At 61.8% G+C, this 17,983-nt stretch carries 15 protein-coding genes; 3 read left to right on the top strand and 12 right to left on the bottom strand.

Annotation, left to right across the window (positions count from 1 at the left end; translation table 11 throughout):
* Positions 1-28: 28 nt before the first annotated feature.
* Positions 29-1,006: a FecR domain-containing protein gene (locus EV686_RS05010; RefSeq protein ID WP_165972503.1), complete on the top strand. Its 978-nt coding sequence runs from the start codon at positions 29-31 to the stop codon at positions 1,004-1,006.
* Positions 1,007-1,024: 18 nt separating this feature from the next.
* Here the strand turns inward: EV686_RS05010 and EV686_RS05005 are convergent, their stop codons facing one another.
* The 3 genes from EV686_RS05005 to EV686_RS18795 form a co-directional block, all read right to left on the bottom strand.
* Entirely contained in the window at positions 1,025-2,545 is a 1,521-nt protein-coding gene (locus tag EV686_RS05005) for a surface lipoprotein assembly modifier (RefSeq protein WP_132474153.1), read from the bottom strand.
* A gap of 174 nt (positions 2,546-2,719) precedes the next feature.
* The gene (locus tag EV686_RS05000; protein ID WP_243650748.1) at positions 2,720-3,595 is read right to left on the bottom strand and encodes a hypothetical protein; all 876 of its coding nucleotides are present in this window, start codon (positions 3,593-3,595) and stop codon (positions 2,720-2,722) included.
* A gap of 157 nt (positions 3,596-3,752) precedes the next feature.
* Positions 3,753-6,539 carry a TonB-dependent siderophore receptor gene (locus EV686_RS18795; RefSeq protein WP_243650747.1) on the bottom strand — a complete coding sequence of 929 codons (2,787 nt, stop codon included), beginning with the start codon at positions 6,537-6,539 and terminating at the stop codon, positions 3,753-3,755.
* A 235-nt stretch (positions 6,540-6,774) separates the two neighbouring features.
* Between EV686_RS18795 and EV686_RS04985 the strand changes: the two genes are divergently transcribed.
* On the top strand, positions 6,775-7,824 hold the full coding sequence (locus tag EV686_RS04985) for an NADP(H)-dependent aldo-keto reductase (protein ID WP_132474151.1): 1,050 nt from the start codon (positions 6,775-6,777) through the stop codon (positions 7,822-7,824).
* 98 nt (positions 7,825-7,922) lie between these two features.
* On the top strand, positions 7,923-8,720 hold the full coding sequence (locus EV686_RS04980; RefSeq protein WP_132474149.1) for a ProQ/FinO family protein: 798 nt from the start codon (positions 7,923-7,925) through the stop codon (positions 8,718-8,720).
* Positions 8,721-8,770: 50 nt separating this feature from the next.
* Here the strand turns inward: EV686_RS04980 and EV686_RS04975 are convergent, their stop codons facing one another.
* The 9 genes from EV686_RS04975 to EV686_RS04935 all read right to left on the bottom strand — a co-directional run bounded on the left by EV686_RS04975 (position 8,771) and on the right by EV686_RS04935 (position 17,897).
* Entirely contained in the window at positions 8,771-10,816 is a 2,046-nt protein-coding gene (locus EV686_RS04975; RefSeq protein WP_132474147.1) for a TonB-dependent copper receptor, read from the bottom strand.
* A gap of 242 nt (positions 10,817-11,058) precedes the next feature.
* Positions 11,059-11,466 (bottom strand): DUF2946 family protein, encoded by a 408-nt coding sequence (locus tag EV686_RS04970; protein ID WP_132474145.1) that lies wholly within the window; start codon positions 11,464-11,466, stop codon positions 11,059-11,061.
* A gap of 81 nt (positions 11,467-11,547) precedes the next feature.
* Positions 11,548-12,108, bottom strand: coding sequence for a putative Fe-S cluster assembly protein SufT (sufT, locus tag EV686_RS04965; protein WP_132474143.1), 561 nt, complete (start codon positions 12,106-12,108; stop codon positions 11,548-11,550).
* A 42-nt stretch (positions 12,109-12,150) separates the two neighbouring features.
* On the bottom strand, positions 12,151-12,597 hold the full coding sequence (gene sufU / locus EV686_RS04960; RefSeq protein ID WP_132474141.1) for a Fe-S cluster assembly sulfur transfer protein SufU: 447 nt from the start codon (positions 12,595-12,597) through the stop codon (positions 12,151-12,153).
* A gap of 1 nt (position 12,598) precedes the next feature.
* Positions 12,599-13,852: a cysteine desulfurase gene (locus EV686_RS04955; protein ID WP_132474139.1), complete on the bottom strand. Its 1,254-nt coding sequence runs from the start codon at positions 13,850-13,852 to the stop codon at positions 12,599-12,601.
* Positions 13,849-15,171, bottom strand: a complete 1,323-nt coding sequence (gene sufD, locus EV686_RS04950; RefSeq protein WP_132474137.1) for a Fe-S cluster assembly protein SufD — start codon at positions 15,169-15,171, stop codon at positions 13,849-13,851. The genes EV686_RS04955 and sufD overlap by 4 nt, the downstream gene beginning before the upstream one ends.
* Entirely contained in the window at positions 15,168-15,932 is a 765-nt protein-coding gene (gene sufC, locus EV686_RS04945; protein ID WP_132474867.1) for a Fe-S cluster assembly ATPase SufC, read from the bottom strand. Before sufC ends, sufD begins: the two co-directional genes overlap by 4 nt.
* A 16-nt stretch (positions 15,933-15,948) precedes the next feature.
* Positions 15,949-17,394, bottom strand: coding sequence for a Fe-S cluster assembly protein SufB (sufB, locus tag EV686_RS04940; protein WP_132474135.1), 1,446 nt, complete (start codon positions 17,392-17,394; stop codon positions 15,949-15,951).
* Positions 17,391-17,897: an SUF system Fe-S cluster assembly regulator gene (locus tag EV686_RS04935; protein ID WP_132474133.1), complete on the bottom strand. Its 507-nt coding sequence runs from the start codon at positions 17,895-17,897 to the stop codon at positions 17,391-17,393. The genes sufB and EV686_RS04935 overlap by 4 nt, the downstream gene beginning before the upstream one ends.
* Positions 17,898-17,983 lie beyond the last annotated feature (86 nt).

The following is a 17,983-nucleotide window of genomic DNA, read 5'->3' as shown; positions in this document are numbered from 1 at the left end:
ACCCCGGTATATCCACTCGGACACCATCATGACAGCTCATCCTTCCTCCAGTTCTTCTCAAGCGGACCTGCTGAACGAAGCGGCCCACTGGGCGCTGACGCAGCAATTCGACACCTTTGGCGAAAAAGACCGCGAAGCTTTTGTGCGCTGGTATCGCCAAAGCCCGGCCCATGCGCAAGCCTGGGAGCATGCCCAGGCCGTCCTGCAGACATTCCGCCAACTTCCCGCCGACATAGGCAAAGACGCCATACAGGCGCTGAGCTCGATGAAACGACGCCATCTGCTGCGCACGCTCTGTACGGCAGGCGTCCTGATTCCCTCCGGCCTGCTGCTGGCGTATCGTATGCCATGGCAGTCTTGGACCGCCGACCTGACGACAGCCACGGGAGAAATCGGTTCTTTCACGCTTGCCGACGGCACCGAGCTGGTGCTGAACACGGCATCCGCCGTTGACGTCGCCTTCACGGCCAGCGAACGCCGGTTGCGCCTACGGCGCGGCGAAATTCTGGTCCGTACGCACCCGGATCAACAAACACCGTCCCGACCTTTCCTGGTGGAGTCATCGCACGGTTTGATACAAGCCATGGGCACCCGATTTTCCGTCAGGAACCTATCCAATGAAAGCACGCTCGTCGCTGTCCTTGAACACGCCGTTTCCATCCAGCCGAGCGAAATGGATCAAGCAGAACTCCTGATCATATCCGCCGGCTGGCAAACGACATTCACCCGATCCGGTATTGCGACGCCGTCCCGGCTGGAGAATTCCGCCGCATACTGGGAAAACCACATGCTGGTCGCCCAGAACATGCGCCTGGCCGACGTCATCCAGGAGTTGGGGCGTTACCACAAAGGTGTGCTGCGCTGCCATCCCGATGTAGCGGATCTGCGTATTTCCGGCGCCATCAAGCTGACGAATACCGATGCCGCCCTGGAATTGCTGCAACGCCATTTCCCCTTGCGCGTCAACCGGCTGAGCCGTTACTGGATCAACGTAGGCCCGGCCTGAAGACATCCCTTCAGGCCTTCAGAATTTTTTCTCGAACATCAAGCTGACCTCGGTGCGGTCTCGCTCGTATATGGGCAGGTTGCTGGTGATCTTCAGGTAGCTGACGTTCAGTTTTGGTTCCAGGCCGGCAATCTTGAAACCCGGCGCCCAGAGCGAAACATCGATGCGCAGTTCGCGATCGCGCCTCTTCTGGTTCAGGAACAAGGCATAGGGTGCGTCATAAGACTGCCTGCCATAGCGGGCGCTCACGCGGGCGCCGAGCGTATTGCCGAAGGTCTTGACCACGCCCGCTTGCAGCCAGGGAAACCGGTAGGAATATTCGGACGCGGCGACCGATTCGCGCTGCAGGCCAAGGCTACCGAAGGCCAGCAGGCTCGGCGAGAAAATACGCACCGCCGTCAGCGACATGATGTCCAGGTGGCCATCATAGGCGGCATAATCCTGATCATCATACTTGCGCTTGAGCCACAGCCAGGATCCCATCAGTTGCCAGGCCTGCGTGGGGCGCCAGCCGTATTCCATGCTCAGGCCGCGGTTGTGGCTGTAGCGGCCGCCTCCCATCCATATCTGGCCGATCTGCGGCGTAGCCGCGAACCAGGTATCGAAGTTCTGCCATTTATAGCCTCCGCGCAGGGTAAGCGAACGATCGCTGTAGTCGCGTTCCGTCTCGTAGGCCACGCCGTCGATGTCGGCGCTCACGGTGTAGTAGTGATGACCGGCGATATTGCGTTCGACGCTGGCGCCGCCCGCATATTTCAGCCCCCAGTCCGACTTGGGCAATTCATCCCGGCCCTTGGCGAAAGGCGCCCAGAATGTCCACTCGCCGACGGCCAGGGGCAGATAGAAGATACGGTCGCGGTTGGCCGAATTGACATTGTTGTTATAGGCCAGTCCGGCGCCCAGCCGGAAATCCCAGCGGCGCTGCTGCGCCAGCGCCTGCCGGTACAGCACGATGCTGCGCTGAGCCGCGGATTCCAGCGGACGCTGGCGCAACAGGGCGAGTTCGGCGTCGGACTGCCTGAACTGCCGGTCTTCCATCAGCATGGTGGCCAGTTCCAGACGCACATAATCCAGATCGGGATGCTGTTCGACGAGCCGGCGGTAGAGCATGATCGCTTCCGCCAGACGACCGTCGTGCCGCAGCAGCGCGCCCTGCACATAGTCGCGCAGGATGGAATCGACGCCTCGCATCCATGGATAGAAGCGCATGATCCGTCGCAGCGTGTCCCAGTCTTCCTGCAGCATCGCCTGGTTCAGGATCATCTCGGTCAGCTTGACGTCGCGCGCCAGGTCCTGATCGGTGAGCTCCACCTGCGGCTGTGCCGGCTGCGCGGGCTGGCGGTGCACGATCGACGGCGTGGGCGACTGCGGCTGTGGCAGAAACGGCTGCTCCGGCTCCAGCGGACGTATCGGCGCAGGCAGCCCCGGAGCCGGAGCGGCAGGCTGAGCTCGGATCGTACCGTGCAGGAAGCACAGTACGAGCAAGCCCGGGACGAGCGAAACGGCAAAACAACGGCGAAGCAGGATGAAAGACGGCATGGGATTTCCGGGATGCGGATGCGGGGATGCGCAAAAGGATTGCAGGGGCATGATGCACCCCTGCAATCCAGGACCGGCATGGTCCCTGGCCGTCGTCATTGGATATAAATAGAATTGCAAATAATATTGATATTTATTTATACACCAAGGACGACTGCCAGGCGCCATTGCGGCTTACTGCTTGACGCCGATGATGGCCGCAGAGCCGATGCGATCCGGCAGGCCCTGGATGGAACCGGCGATTTCCGCGCCGTTCGGGCCGAACAGGGTCAGGTTGTAGGTGGCGCTGGACGAGGGACCGCCGATTTCGGCCCATGCATCCGCATTGCTGACATCCGCATCGGTTACCGTGACGCCGCCATTGAACACCAACCCATTGGATGTAGCGATGAGATTGGTCGCGTTCAGCTTGCCGCTGTTGATGTCGAAGAAAATATCATCGCCGGTCGAGGACTGCGAACCGGGGATCTTGATCTCGTTCAGGGAGAACGTGCCTTGTCCCACGGCAGAGCTCGGGCCCAAAACCGTTACGCCATAGTTGAAGTCGCCGCGCGGGAAATTGGTGAACGCCACACCGGTATAGCTGTAGGTGCCGTTTACCAGCGTGCCGGGCGTGGTCTGCTCGCCGACCACGCTCTTGACGAAGTGGCGGGCCTCGGTACCGCGCGAGAGGTTGACCACGGCCGCCGAGTAGTTCTGGCGATAGAGGCGGTATACCACGGGCGCGTTGGCGGCAGCCGAGTTGTCGTTCACGCTTAGCAGAATGTCGTTGTGGCCATGGCCGTTGGCGCCGTCCTTGCCGTACAGCTTGAACGCCTGCAGGCTGTTCAGATCAAACGTGCTGGCAATGGTCGTGCTGGACTGGTCGGGCACGGACAGCGCCGTGGACGGACCATAGGTCTGGCCATTGTAGTTGAACGAACCCAGATAAGGCGCGTTGGCGACATTGCCGTTCTGGTTGAGGTCCAACTGGTTCCATGCGGCGGCGGCACCGCTGAAGCCAACGGCCAGCAAGGCGGCGGAAAACATGATGGGTTTACGGATCTTCATTGCAATACTCCTTGACGAAAGGAACATCAAATCGGCGCCAAAAGGCGGGCGCCTCGCCATGGCGGATAGCCTGTCGGACTACCCTTCCTTCGACCGTATGCATTGCGAGCGGGCGACCGACATTCCTGAAACCACTCGGGTTTCGCAAAAACAACTCTTACAGCCGATAGCTCAAGGTAAGCAACACATTTCGCGGCGCGCCAGAAATATAGGAACGCTCATGCTGGTAATAGACCTTGTCGAACACGTTGTTGACGTTCAGCTGCATACTGAAATTCCTGTCGATCTGGTAGCGGGCCATCAGGTCGACGAGGTGATAGGCGTCCTGCTTCATCATTTGCTGCTCGACCTGGGTTTTGTGCGTGGGAATCCAGGCCGACTGCGTGCTGCTCTGCCAGCGCCAGCCCAGCCCCAGCGTCAGCTTGTCCAGGCGGTAGGTCGTGAAAAGCTTGAAGGATTTTTCCGGCGCGCGATAGGAAGCGGTGAAATCGTCGCGCGCGCCCAGCAGGACTTCTCCCGCATTCGAGGGAACGACCTGTTTCTGCTTGACGTAACCGGCAGCGATATTCCAGTTCGGCGTAATGGCGCCGGCGATGTTGAATTCCCAGCCATAGACGCGCCAGCCCTCGTCGGTCGTGCCCGAGGTGCTGGCATCGTAGGTCTGGTAGGGGAAATCCTTCTGCCGCATCTTGAAATACGATGCGGCGACATTGAGCCGGTCGTCGAAGAATGCGCCTTTCAGGCCGCCTTCATAGGTGATGGAGCGCACCGGAGACAGCCATTCTCCCGTCGCGAGATTGGTCGTATTGTTGGAGTTGATGTCGCGCACATAGGTCGTGGTATAGCTGGCATAGGCGTTGATCTGCGGCGTGATTTCATAGATCAGCCCGGCATAGGGCAGGAATTTGGGTTCCAGCCTGTGCGGCGTGGCGGCCCGACTGACGTAATTGCCTTCGCAGTAATTCCTGATGGATTGAATGGCATCAGCGCTGCAGGTGAAGTAAGGATCATCCTGCCTGTCCCTGGCCCAGCGCCCCCCCAGGATCAGGTGCGTGCGCTCGAACGGACGCAGATGGCTGGCAAAATAAAGCCCAGTCTGGCGTGTTCTGGTATGTGTAGTGATCTGCCTGTCGAACAGGTTCTGATAGCCGGAATAGCCGCCCTCCACTGTCCATTCCGTTGGCGCCCTGTTGCCGCCGTTGGCATTCCATTCGCCGATGGAAATGCCGGATTTGTATTCGCATGTCTCAGTTCGTAGTTGAATCTGCTGATCAAAATGGGCCTCAAATGCTTCCAACGACCCCCAAATGAGTTCCGCGTATGGCCGATAGACTTCACGGCTATTGTCAAGTGCGGCAAATGCTTCCTCAGAACACATCTGCTTATGCTGCCCGCTGTATCCGCCAATGACTGCGTTATTGTTCGCTGAGTCCGATGCGTACCCCCAGTGCAGCTTGCGATGCACTGCATAATAGTTGGCCCCGACAACGAAATCCTGCTGCCGTCCGGCCAGTTCGAAGCTGCCCTTCAAGTGCAGGTCAAAGGCTTTGACTTCGTTTTCCCTATCGTCGCGTCTGGCAGCATAGGATGCGCGGTCGGCCGAGGGCACATAGTAAGTCGTGCCGATCTCTCCGTAGAGCTTGTCGTCCTTGTTGTTGGCGTAGTTGAAGCTGGCCTTCAGCGCCCAGTCGTTGTCGAATATGTGCTCCCAGCTCGCAAAGACGTTGGTGTATTTCCTCTTCGTGCGCGACCAGGGCGTGGCGTTGTTGAAGTTGCGGTCCACGGCTTCGGTTTCCTGCGCATATGGGCGGCCGTCCTGCGTATAGTCCAGAATTTCCGAATAGCGCGCAATCCCATGGGGTGAAGCTCCTTTCAGCTCATAGTCGAAATGCGTCACGCCCAGGCTGACACGGTCGCTGGCGGTCACGTCCAGTTCCCCTATCAACGAAACCGCCTGGCGGTCGCTGCTGACGCGATCCACCCAATGGTCGCCTTTCTGCAGGGCCGCCGCCAGGCGCACGCGCAGCCTGTCGTTGATCGGCGTGGAAAAGTCGAATTCGCCACGGCGCGTGTTCCAGCTGCCGTACTTCAGGCTGGCCGACAGGTGGCGATCCGCATAGGGATGCTTGCGCACGAAATTCAGGCTGGCCGAGGCATCCCCCGCCCCGCCCGTCAGGCTGTTCGAGCCGCGGATCACGTCAATGCGCTCGTACAGGAAGGAATCCTGCATGCCGATGTCGCCATTGGCCGAGCCCGACAGGATATAGGTGCTGGCCATGACGCCGTCCATCTGCACCGAGGTGACGGGAAAGGTGCGCGAGTAGATGGGCTGGCTGCCCGCGCCGGCCACGCCGGCGGTCACCAGCGTGATGCCGGGCGTCTGGTCCAGCACCTCATTGAGCGCCAGCAGACCCTGGTCCTGGATCTGCTGCGCCGTGAACGTGGTCATGCTTTGCGGGGTCTCCTTGGGCGCCAGGTCGAGCTTGGTGGCGCTGGAGGTGCGGGTGACGGTGTAGCCGGTGTTGGGGGCGGAACCTTCGCTTTGCGCGCCGGCGACGGTAATGCTCGCCAATGCCGTAACGTCGGCGTCAGCATCGGCGCCATCCGCCTGCGTCCGGGGCGTATCCGGCAAGGCGCGCAGCACATACTCCCCGCCAGGCGCGCGGATCGCTTCGAACCCCGAGCCGGACAGCAGAACGGCAAAGCCCTCGTCCACGGCATAATCGCCCTGCAGGCCTCCAGTCGTACGGCCCGCCAGCACCAGCGGATCGAACATCAGTTGCACGCCGGCGACTGCGGCGAACTCCGACAGGGCATGTCCCAGTTGGCCCTCACCAATCGTGTAATGGCGCGCCGCCGCCTGCGCCTGCGCTTCGCCATAATGCAACACCCCACCCGCCACGCCCGCCGCGGCAAGCACATGAAGCACCAGCGATGTTTTCATGCTGAACCGCCCGGCGGACCGGACGCAGCGACGCGACAAAGACCTCATTCTTCATTCCCCGTAGTTTTATTCGTTATGGTGAAGCGCCCCATGAAATAGGAAGCGTTATCATCCATACCGGATCAGAAACGAAAAATGATCACCCAGCGGCAAAAAAATCACCTGGCGGCGCTGCAGGATCTTGCGCTTTGAGGCAAACTATTCTGCTTCCCCCATCCGTTCCGGAGAACACGCAGTGAAATACCGCAACCTAGGCCGCACCGACGTCAAACTCAGCCTCATCGGGCTGGGCACCATGACGTGGGGAGAACAGAACACGGAAGCCGAAGCGCATTCGCAGATCGACTTCGCGCTGGATCGCGGCATCAACCTGGTGGACACCGCCGAGATGTACCCCGTGCCGCCCAGGCCGGAAACGCAGGGCCTGACGGAACGCTATATCGGCACCTGGCTCGCCAAGAGCGGCCGCCGGCAGGATATCTTCCTGGCCAGCAAGGCGGCGGGCCCGGTGCGCGACGCCAAGCGTCCGGGGCACATCCGCGAAGGCAAGACCTTCCTGGATCGCGCCAATCTGACCCAGGCGCTGCACGACAGCCTGAAACGCCTCCAGACAGACTACCTGGATCTCTACCAGTTGCACTGGCCCGACCGCACCACAGCGACGTTCGGCAAGCTGGCCTACCCCTGGGTCAAGGACGAAACCACCACGCCCATCCTGGAAACGCTTTCCGTGCTGGACGAGTTCGTCCGCGCCGGGAAGATCCGCCATATCGGATTGTCGAACGAAACGCCGTGGGGACTGGCGCAGTTCCTGCACCTGGCGCAAACGCACAATCTGCCCCGCGTCGCCTCCATCCAGAATCCCTACAGCCTGCTGAACCGCCTGTTCGAATCCGGCCTGTCGGAATTCACTCAGTTCGAGCAGGTCAGCCTGCTGGCCTACTCGCCGCTGGGCATGGGCATGCTGACTGGCAAATACCGCAATGGCGCGCGTCCCGAAGGCGCGCGCCTGAGCAGGTTCACCCGATTCGACCGCTACAGCCGCCCGCAGACGATCGCAGCCACCGACCGCTACGTCCAGCTCGCGCTGGATCACGGCCTGTCGCCCGCCCAGCTTGCCCTGGCATGGGTCAACGAACAGCCGTTCGTCGCCAGCAATATCATCGGCGCCACGACGCTCGAACAACTGAAGGAAAATATCGACAGCATCGATATCTCGCTCCCGGAAGAGGTTCTGAAGGAAATCGCGTCCATCCACCGGGATCATCCCAACCCCGCGCCCTGAGCGCGGCAAGGGCGGCGGCCTGTCCCGCCGCCCTTGCCTGCTACAATCGCGCCATCCCTCAACCGCACTCAACCTGCACCTCATACAGTACGTCCGACATGGGTTTTGAACAGCTCGCTGCTCTTCGCGATCAGCTAGCCGCGGAAGCGGCAAAAAACAAACGGCCCGCGCGCAAACCTTCCTCCAGGAAGGACGAGGCCTCGCACCCATCGCAGGCCGGCAAGCCCGCGCAGGAAAAGGCGCAGCGCAAAGCGCAGGACAAGAACCGTACGGCGCAGAAGCCGCGCCGGGAGCCGCAGCCCCAGGTCGAGCCCGTGGTGCTGAACATTTCACGCCTGCAGCGCCAGTACCCCAAGGCCTTTCCCAAGCGCCCCGATCCCAAGGTGCCGCTGAAGCTCGGCATCCACAACGATTTGTACGCACAATCGGAAACGCTGGGCCTGACTCAGGAAGAGATCAAGGAAGCCATACAGACCTGGTGCCAGGGCAGCCGCTACTGGAGCTGCCTGGTGCTGGACGCGCCCCGCATCGACCTGTCCGGCGAAGTCGTCGGCGTCGTCACCGAAGCCGAGGCCAAGCGCGCCAAGCAACTGGCCTCCCGCCAGCGCTGGCAGGCGCGCAACGCGCAGAAGAAAGCCGCCAAGGAGGTCAAGACGCCTGCTGCGAACGCGAAAACACCCGCTGAGCCCGGCGTTGAAACGAAGGCCGGCGCCGAAACAACGGCGGAACAGGCCGTCGAACAAACCCCTGCGCCGCTCGTAGCCGGAACTGCCCCTTTCGCATCCGGGCAGGAAAGCATTGCGGCGGTTTCGGAGACACAGCCTGCGGCCAGCGATAATGCTGCCGCCCCGGACTTCTTGCCGGAACAAGACAGCGATACGCCTCAAGGATCCTGAAAACAGGTCTGGCGCTGAATCTCCGATCCAGCGCCAGCGGGCACTCCGCCTCAATCGAACGCAATCTGCATCTTCATCCAGACAGTCCTGCCTGACTCGTACAGCCGCGTGCTTTGCGGGATGACGCCTATCTCCGCGCCGCTGCGCGACAGATGCTCGGCATAGGTCTTGTCGAATACATTATCGACTCCTGCCGTCAGCAGAATGTTCTTGCGTGGTTTCCAGCCGGCATTGAGCGACAGCACGCCGAAGCCCGCGGACTCGCCCACGTCCTGCCCGGCGATGCCGCCCATGCCTTTGTCATAGCGTCCCTGCGACGCAACCACACGCCATAACACCCCTGCAGAGTAAGGGCCTGTCTCGTAGTTCAAGCCCAGGCGCACTTCCAGCGGCGGCTGTTGCGCCAATGGGCGATCGTCGCTGCGGTTCTTGCCATAGACATAGGCCACGCTTGCCGTCGCCTGCCATTTCGGGTGAAAGCGGTAGCCCAGATCCAATTCCCCGCCCATGACGCGGGCATCGACATTGCGCGCAACGACGGCGCTGGCGTTTCTCCAGTCCAGCAGGATCTGGTCATCGACATGCGCATAGAAACCCGACAAGGAAGCCATCCAATCGCCACGCTTCCAGGTCATGCCGATATCGAGCTGCGTGGTCTTTTCCGGCTTGACGCTCAGGATGGCATCCTTGCCGTCGGCATCGACCCGGTTCATGCGCTCCCAATAGTCCGGAAAACGCTGGGCATGGCCGACGCCCGCATAATAGGTGCCGGCGCCATCGGCGAAATCGCTCTCGAACCTGGCGAACCCGCTGGTCAGCGTGCGTTTGTCCTTCTGTCCATGCAGGGAATTGGGGCGCTGCATCATCATGGAACCGACGGTCTTGCGCTGGTCCTCGGCCTCATGGCGATCCACCCTGACGCCGCCGATGACACGTTGCTCGTCGCTCAGTTCGTAGGTGGCCTCCGCAAACAGGCCGAACTGGCGGAATGCCATGTTTTTCTTGCGCTCCAGGTTCCTGTAGCCGTCCGCTGCCTCGGCGCTGGCGCCCATGCCCATGCGGCTGCGGTGAGAATCGTGCTTCATGTCGAAACCCGTCACCACCTGCAGCGGCTCAGCCAGGCGCAGCGTTACGGCCGCACGGCCGCCGACAGTTTCCCTGTCGGGATTCATGGCCCTGAAGGACATCATGCCGCCGCCGGGATTGTCGCGCAGACTGTAGTTGTCCATCACATGATCCACATAATTGCGATAAATGCGCGCCTCGACCTTTTCCAGCAGGGGAGATATGCGCTGCTTGTCGAATGCCAGCGACACATTCTCGCGTCGGAACTTCGATCCGTCCATGGAGCGATCTCCGTACGCTGCCTCGCCGTCGCTGAGGGCAGCCGACAGTTCCAGCCGGGTATTATCGTCCGGCGTCCAGCCTATGGCGGCATTGGTGCTCCAGCGCGTGTAGGAGGAATGCACCTTGCGGCCATCCCCATCCTTGTAGTCATCGGCATCGGCGCGCGTCGCGCCGGCCTGGACATAGAAGTCGGGATTGCCGACGCGCACATCAGCCATCTGGTCGTTGCGGCCAAAGCTGCCGAACGTAGCGCTGGCATTGCCCTTCCAGCCGAAGACATCGAACCGCCGGATATCGCGCTCGAACAGGACTACGCCCGCCGATTGCCCCGCACCGTACAGCACGCTCTGCGGCCCCTTGCGTACGATCACGCGATCATATTGTTCCGGGTACACATAGGCCGTTGGAGGGTCCATCCGGTTGCCACAACCGCCGTAGATCTCCTGGCCATCGAGCAGAATGCCCAGCCGGGAGCCGGAGAATCCGCGAAATACAGGATCACCGTCCGTGCCGCCTTTGCGGATGACGGAGAAACCGGGAATGCTTTTCAGGAAGTCGGCGCCATCATGGGCAGGCAATGGCTGCCTGGGCGCCTTGGGGTCGGTGATTACAGTCAATGGTGCTTCGGTGGCAGGGGCCGTCACGACCGTAGGAGACAAAGTAAACACGGGAACCGTCTGCGCATTGGCAAGCGGAAAGACCGTTATGAGAGACAGGAGAGCAAAGGAAGACTGGAGTTCTGGTTTCATGATTCGACTCGCAAGACTCGACGAGCGCTGGCGCAGCGCTTCATGCGGCTGCATACCGCGCAGTGATAAACGGACATCGCAGGCGCTCCGGAACACGGATGGTTCGCGCGCGATGCGGTCATTGCCGCATCCAGCCAGCAGGTCACGCCGCGCCGGCTTGCAGGCGCGCCATGTCCCGAACCGTCATTCGGCGGTATCAGCGGGTGGCTGTCGTGGTGCGGAAAACAATCCTGGAAACAGGATCAGCTTGCGAGCGGCGGCGCCCTGACGGGCAGCCGCATCCAGGCATCGTCATCCGGCAGGAAAACCTCCCGCCCTGCAGCGGGATATGACGGAGCCTGGGTATCTGAGGGAAGGAAGAAAAAGCTGAAAGCCAGCAGCGCCGGGACTGCATGCGCGGCCGCGCAGAAAATGCAGTGCTGCGGACTCTGGGCGATGATATCCGTCGTGTCGCCGTTGTCATCGAACAGATAGTCCGCCGGCAGCACCATCATGCCGGCTGGCGTGCAGATGACGATGGGAAAGTCGCCATGCCCGGATGAGGGCGAGGGAGAGAATGACAGCGACGCCGCGGCGACACCTTGCGCCCCCAGCGCGAGCAGCAGCGCCAGGGAGCAGAAACGGAGATGTCGTTGGAACCATCGCATCATGATGCGCACGATGGTATCACGCAGGGAACCGCCCGATATTGCGCCAAGACAAAGCTGGCGTCATTTGTCAGAAAATCGCGGCTACAGCATGCCGAGCTGCAGGCGCGCCACTTCGCTCATCATCTCGCGGCCCCAGGGCGGATCCCAGACCAGATCCATGACAGCCTCTTCGACGCCGGGGATGGCCAGCAGCTTGATCCTGGCCTCGTCGGCGATCATGGTGCCCATGCCGCAGCCAGGAGCAGTCAGCGTCATGCGAGCCTCAATGCGGTAGCGTTCCGGCCCCAGCTCGACCACGTCGATGCCGTAGACCAGCCCGAGATTCACGATATCGACGGGGATTTCGGGATCGAAGCAGGTCGCCAACTGATCCCACGCCATATTGCGCACGTACTCTTCCGTGATGGGGCCGTCCGGGCGTGGGAGCTCCGAATCCGTTGCTTCGAGCCCCAGCGCATCGGCGTCCTTGCCTTCCACCCGGTACAGATTGCCTTCCACCAGGACGGTATAGCTGCCGCCCAGCTGCTGCGTAATGCGCGCCATGCAGCCCTCTTCGATAGTGACCGGAGAACCGTACGGAATCGTGACCGCGGGGCAATCGCGGCTGACCCTGATTTCTTCTGTGTCGCTGTAGTAACTCATACAAGCAGACTCCTGTGATGCCTCATTGCTACGAGCCCCGGCCTATTCGGTCTTGGCGGTTTCCATCGATTGCGTGATGGCGTTGTGCAGCGTGTGCCACGCCAGCGTCGCGCATTTCACCCGCGCAGGAAATTCGCGCACGCCCGACAGCACCTCCAGCTTGCCGAAATCCTTTTCCGGGTGGTTCTCGGTCAGCATGATGTGCATGTCGCGGAACAGCGCCACGGCCTCATCCACCGTCTTGCCGCGCACGGCTTCCGTCATCAACGACGCCGATGCGGTTGAAATGGCGCAGCCATGGCCGATGAAGCTGACATCCTGGATGCGGCCGTCCTCCAGCCTGACATACACCGTAAGCTGATCGCCGCACAGAGGGTTGTGGCCATCGGCGGAATGCGTCGCGTCCTCGATCTTGCGGAAATTGCGCGGACTGCGATTGTGATCGAAGATGACTTCCTGGTAGAGCTCGCGCAGATCACCAGCGCCCATATCAGCTCCTTATGCCGAACAGTGATTGCGCCTTGCCGATGGCATCGACCAGCGCATCGACATCGGCCAGGCTGTTGTACAGCGCGAAAGACGCCCTGGCTGTTCCCGGAATGCCGAAATGCGTCATGATGGGCATGGCGCAATGGTGGCCGGCCCGGATCGCCACGCCCTCGGAATCCAGGATGGTGCCGAGGTCGTGCGGATGGATGCCGTCTACCATGAACGAGACGATGGCCGCCTTGTGCGCTGCCGTGCCCAGGATGCGGATGCCCGGCAGCCGCTGCAGTTGTTCCTGCGTGTAGTCGAGCAATATCTGCTCATGGCGCGCGATGGCGTCCAGCCCCACGGACTGCACATACTCGATGGCTGCGGCCAGGCCGACCGTGCCGGCAATGTTGGGCGTGCCCGCTTCGAAGCGCTGCGGCGCGGGGGCATAGGTGCTGCCTTCGAAAGCGACAGTAAGAATCATGTCGCCGCCGCCCTGCCAGGGAGGCATGGCATCGAGCAGGGCCTTGCGTCCGTACAATGCGCCGATACCCGTGGGGCCGTACAGCTTGTGTCCCGAGAACACGTAGAAATCGCAATCCAGCGCCTGCACATCGACGCGCTGGTGAGCCACCGCCTGGGCGCCGTCGATCAGCACCAGGGCGCCGGCCTCGTGCGCCATGCGCGTCATTTCCTCGACCGGATTCACGGTGCCCAATGCATTGGACACGTGCGTGAATGCAGCAAGGCGCGTGCGTTCGTTCAGCAGTGCACGAAATGCGTCAAGGTCGACTTCGCCGCTTTCGGTCATGGGCGCCACGCGCAACACCGCGCCGGTCTGCTCGCACAGTAGTTGCCAGGGCACGATATTGGAGTGGTGCTCCAGCCATGTCAGCAGGATCTCGTCGCCCGCCTTCAGGTTCGCCCTGCCCCACGATGCGGCCACCAGGTTGATGGCTTCGGTCGTGCCGCGCGTGAACACGATTTCGTTCGCCAGCCTTGCATTGAGCAGGCCGCGCACGGATTCGCGCGCAATCTCGTACAGGTCGGTGGCGTGCTGCGACAGCCAGTGCACGCCTCGATGGATATTGGCGTTCGAGCGTTCGTAGAAGACGCGCTCCGCCTCGATGACGGACGCTGGCTTCTGCGTGGTTGCGCCATTGTCCAGGTAATGCAGCGTCTTGCCGTGCACCGGATTCGCCAGCAGCGGGAAATCGGCGGCGCGATCCAGCAGGCCTTCCTGTACCTGAAGTGCTTCTGCTTCGCTCATGCGAGTTCTCCGAGAACATCGCCGCCAGGCAGCAGGCCGCGGATCGCGCCGATAGCCGAAGCCCTCAGCGATTGCGACTGGATGCGCTGCAGCGCTTCGGCGGCGAAAGCGTAGATCAGCATGCTGCGCGCATGCTCCTTGTCCATCCCGCGCGAGCGCAGGTAGAACAAGCTGTCGGCATCCAGCTGGCCGACCGTCGCGCCGTGCGCGCACTTGACGTCGTCCGCGTAGATTTCCAGCTCGGGCTGCGCATCGGAGCGCGCCAGGCGCGACAGCAGCAGACTGTCGGAACGCTGGATCGCATCGGTGCGGTCGGCGCCTTCGGCCACCAGGATGCGGCCGTTGAATACCCCGCGCGACGCATCGGCCAGGATGCCGCGATAATACTCGCGGCTAGCGCCATGCGGATGCGCGTGGTTGATCAGGGTATGGTGATCCACATGCCGGCGGCCGTCCACGAAATACAGCCCGTTGAGCAGGGTTTCGCAATGCGTGCCGAGCAGATGCGTCGCAATGTCGGTGCGGGCCAGCCTGGCCCCGAAGGACAATGAATGCGATTCATGGCTGGACTTGCCTTCCTGCGTGATATCGATGGCGCCGATATGGAAGGTTTTGTCGCCTTCCTGCTGCAGCTTCAGATGCGTGATGTTCGCATCACTGGCCACGAATGTGCGTGTCGCCGTATTCGTGAAGCTGTTCAGCCCGTTTTCACCCAGATAATGCTCGACGACTGTGGCGATCGCGCCGTTGTCGGCCACGATGATATTGCGCACGAACGACGCGCTGTCACCCGTCAGCGTCAGGAAAACCAGGTGGACCGGCGCTTCCAGCGCCGCGCCGCGAGGCAGCGACACGAACGCGCCGTCGGCGGCGAGCGCCAGGTTCAGCGCATGTACGGAAGCGCCCTCGTCCGCGTCTCCAAGCCAGCCTTCCAGCGCGGCGGGATCGCGATCCACGGCCGCGGCCAGCGTCTCGATGCGCACGCCCGACGGCAGCGAGCCGATATCGGACAGCGCCGCATCATGAACGCCGTCGACGAAAACCAGCCAGTGTCCAGTCTGTGATTGCTTCAACGGCTGCAGCAAGGCCTCGGCCCTGCCACGTGCATCCCGCCCGCCGTCGGCCCAGCCGAAAAATGACTGTTCCAGGCTGGCCAGCGAGGTATGGCGCCATCCTTCCTGCTTCGCGCCGGGCCAGCCTTCGTCGGCAAAGCGGTTGATGGCCTGCTGGCGGCGCTGCGCCAGCCAATCGATCGATGCGCCGGGCAGGGACGCCGCCCTGGCCCGGAATGCATCGTTCCAGGGTTGTACGCTGCTCATGCCCGGGCTCCCTTGGCCGCTTCTTCGTCGATCCAGCCGTAGCCGTGCTCTTCCAGCTCGAGCGCCAGCTCGCGGCCGCCCGAGCGGACGATGCGGCCCTTGGACAGCACATGCACGTAGTCCGGCACGATGTAGTCCAGCAGGCGCTGATAGTGCGTGATCACGACCAGGGCGCGCTCGGGCGAGCGCAAGCGGTTGACGCCGTCGGCCACGATCTTGAGCGCATCGATATCCAGACCCGAATCGGTTTCGTCCAGGATGGCCAGCTTGGGCTCCAGCAGCGCCATCTGCAGCACTTCGTTGCGCTTCTTTTCGCCGCCCGAGAAGCCTTCGTTCACAGAACGGTACAGGAATTCCTCGCGCATGCCGACGGCCTTCATTTCGGCCTTGACGCGCTGCAGGAAGTCCATGGCGTCCAGTTCGGGCAGGCCGCGGTGCTTGCGCACGGCGTTGACGGCAGCCTTCAGGAAGTAGGCGTTGGAGACGCCGGGGATCTCGATGGGATACTGGAACGCCAGGAACAGGCCGGAGCGGGCGCGGTCCTCGATGGACATTTCCAGCAGGTCCTGTCCTTCATACTCGACCGAGCCTTCGGTCACTGTGTAGTCGTCGCGGCCGGCCAGCACTTGCGACAGCGTGCTCTTGCCCGAGCCGTTGGGCCCCATGATGGCATGGACTTCGCCCGCGTTCACGTTCAGCGACAGGCCGTTGAGGATCGCCTTGTCTTCGACGGTGGCGTGCAAATTGTTGATTTTCAGCATTTTCATATGACTCCGATTAACCCACGCTGCCTTCCAGGCTGACGCCGAGCAGATTCTGCGCCTCGACCGCGAATTCCATGGGCAATTCCTTGATGACTTCCTTGCAGAAACCGTTCACGATCATCGAAACGGCGTCTTCGGCCGACAGGCCGCGCTGCATGGCGTAGAACAGTTGGTCTTCCCCGATGCGCGAAGCGGTAGCTTCGTGCTCGACGCTGGCGCTGGGGTTCTGCACCTCCACTGTCGGGAAAGTGTGCGCCGCGCAGGTCTTGCCGATGAGCAGCGAATCGCATTGCGTGAAATTGCGCGCCCCTTCCGCCTTGGGCGTGATGCGCACCAGGCCGCGGAAGGTGTTGCTGCCGTAGCCCGCGGAAATACCTTTGGAGATGATGGTGCTGGTCGTGTTGCGGCCCATATGGATCATCTTGGTGCCGGTGTCGGCCTGCTGGCGATGATTGCTGAGCGCCACGGAATAGAATTCGCCGACGGAATCATCGCCGCGCAGGATGACGCTGGGATACTTCCAGGTAATGGCCGAGCCCGTTTCCACCTGCGTCCAGGAAATGCTGGAGCGCGCGCCGCGACAGTCGCCGCGCTTGGTCACGAAATTGTAGATGCCCCCCTTGCCATCCTTGTCGCCGGGGTACCAGTTCTGGACGGTGGAGTACTTGATGCGGGCGCCGTCCAGCGCGACCAGTTCCACCACCGCCGCATGCAACTGGTTTTCATCGCGCATTGGCGCAGTACAGCCTTCCAGGTAGCTGACCGAAGCGCCCTCGTCGGCGATGATCAGCGTGCGCTCGAACTGCCCGGTGTTCTGCGCATTGATGCGGAAATACGTGGACAGTTCCATCGGGCAGCGCACGCCCTTGGGAATGTAGACAAACGATCCGTCGGAGAATACGGCGGAATTCAGCGCGGCGTAGAAGTTGTCGCCCTGGGGGACCACCGTGCCGAGGTATTGCTTGATGAGCTCGGGATGCTCCTTGACCGCTTCCGAGAAGGAACAGAAGATCACGCCGGCTTCCGCCAGTTGCTTGCGGAATGTCGTGGCCACGGATACGGAATCGAACACGGCGTCCACGGCGACGCCTGCCAGGCGGGCGCGCTCGTGCAGCGGAACGCCCAGCTTCTCGTAGGTGCGCAGCAGTTCGGGATCGACTTCATCCAGGCTCTTCGGCCCGTCTTTCTTCTTGGGCGCGGAATAATAGCTGATGTCCTGGAAGTCGACCGGCGGGAAGTCCACCTTGGCCCATACGGGCGGCTTCATGGTCTGCCAGAGACGGAAGGCCTCGAGCCTCCAGTCCAGCAGGAACTGAGGCTCGCCCTTGATTGCGGAAAGACGGCGTATGACATCTTCCGACAGGCCGGGAGGGAATGTCTCGGATTCGATCTCCGTGACAAAACCCGCCGTGTATTCCCGATCCAGGAACGAATCGAGTTGGTCGTTGACGGTGCTCATTTACGAAAACTCCAGGGCGTGGAATGCTGGGATTCGGTACAGACCGCGGCATCGAGGGCGGTTCTGTCCATCAGGGGAAATTCGACAGGGGGCGAAGGCGCGGGGCGCATCATGTCGGCCACGCTGACGTCTTCGAGCGTGCGCCGCACGATGGCATTGATACGCTGCCAGTTCATGCGCATATTGCAGTCGGACTCGATGCTGCAGGTGCCGGGCTGCGCCGTGCACTCGGTCAGGCCGAACGGCTGCTCTTCGAGGGCGTCGATGATCTGCGCGACATTGATCTGCTCCGCCGGACGCGCCAGCGCGTAGCCGCCGCGCACTCCCCTGCTGCTCTTGACCAGATCGTGCTGGCCCAGCAGCTTGAGGATCTTGCTGGCGACAGGCTGCCCCAGGCCAAGCGTGGCCGCGAGCTCGGATGCGCTGAAAAGGCGATCGGGCTGCTGGGCCATGTGAGCCAGCATCAGGGTGCCGTAATCGATGAGTTTGCTGACACGCAGCATGAAGGAGATCTCCGAAGCGGAACTACAGTACATATAGTACTACTTTGGTACTATATTATCAACGCCTGGAGCCTGAAAAAGAAGCA

This window comes from Paracandidimonas soli, from assembly GCF_004342005.1.
Lineage (GTDB): Bacteria > Pseudomonadota > Gammaproteobacteria > Burkholderiales > Burkholderiaceae_B > Paracandidimonas > Paracandidimonas soli.
The sequence above is the reverse complement of the archived record's forward strand: the minus strand, read 5'-3'. Positions and strand labels throughout refer to the sequence as shown.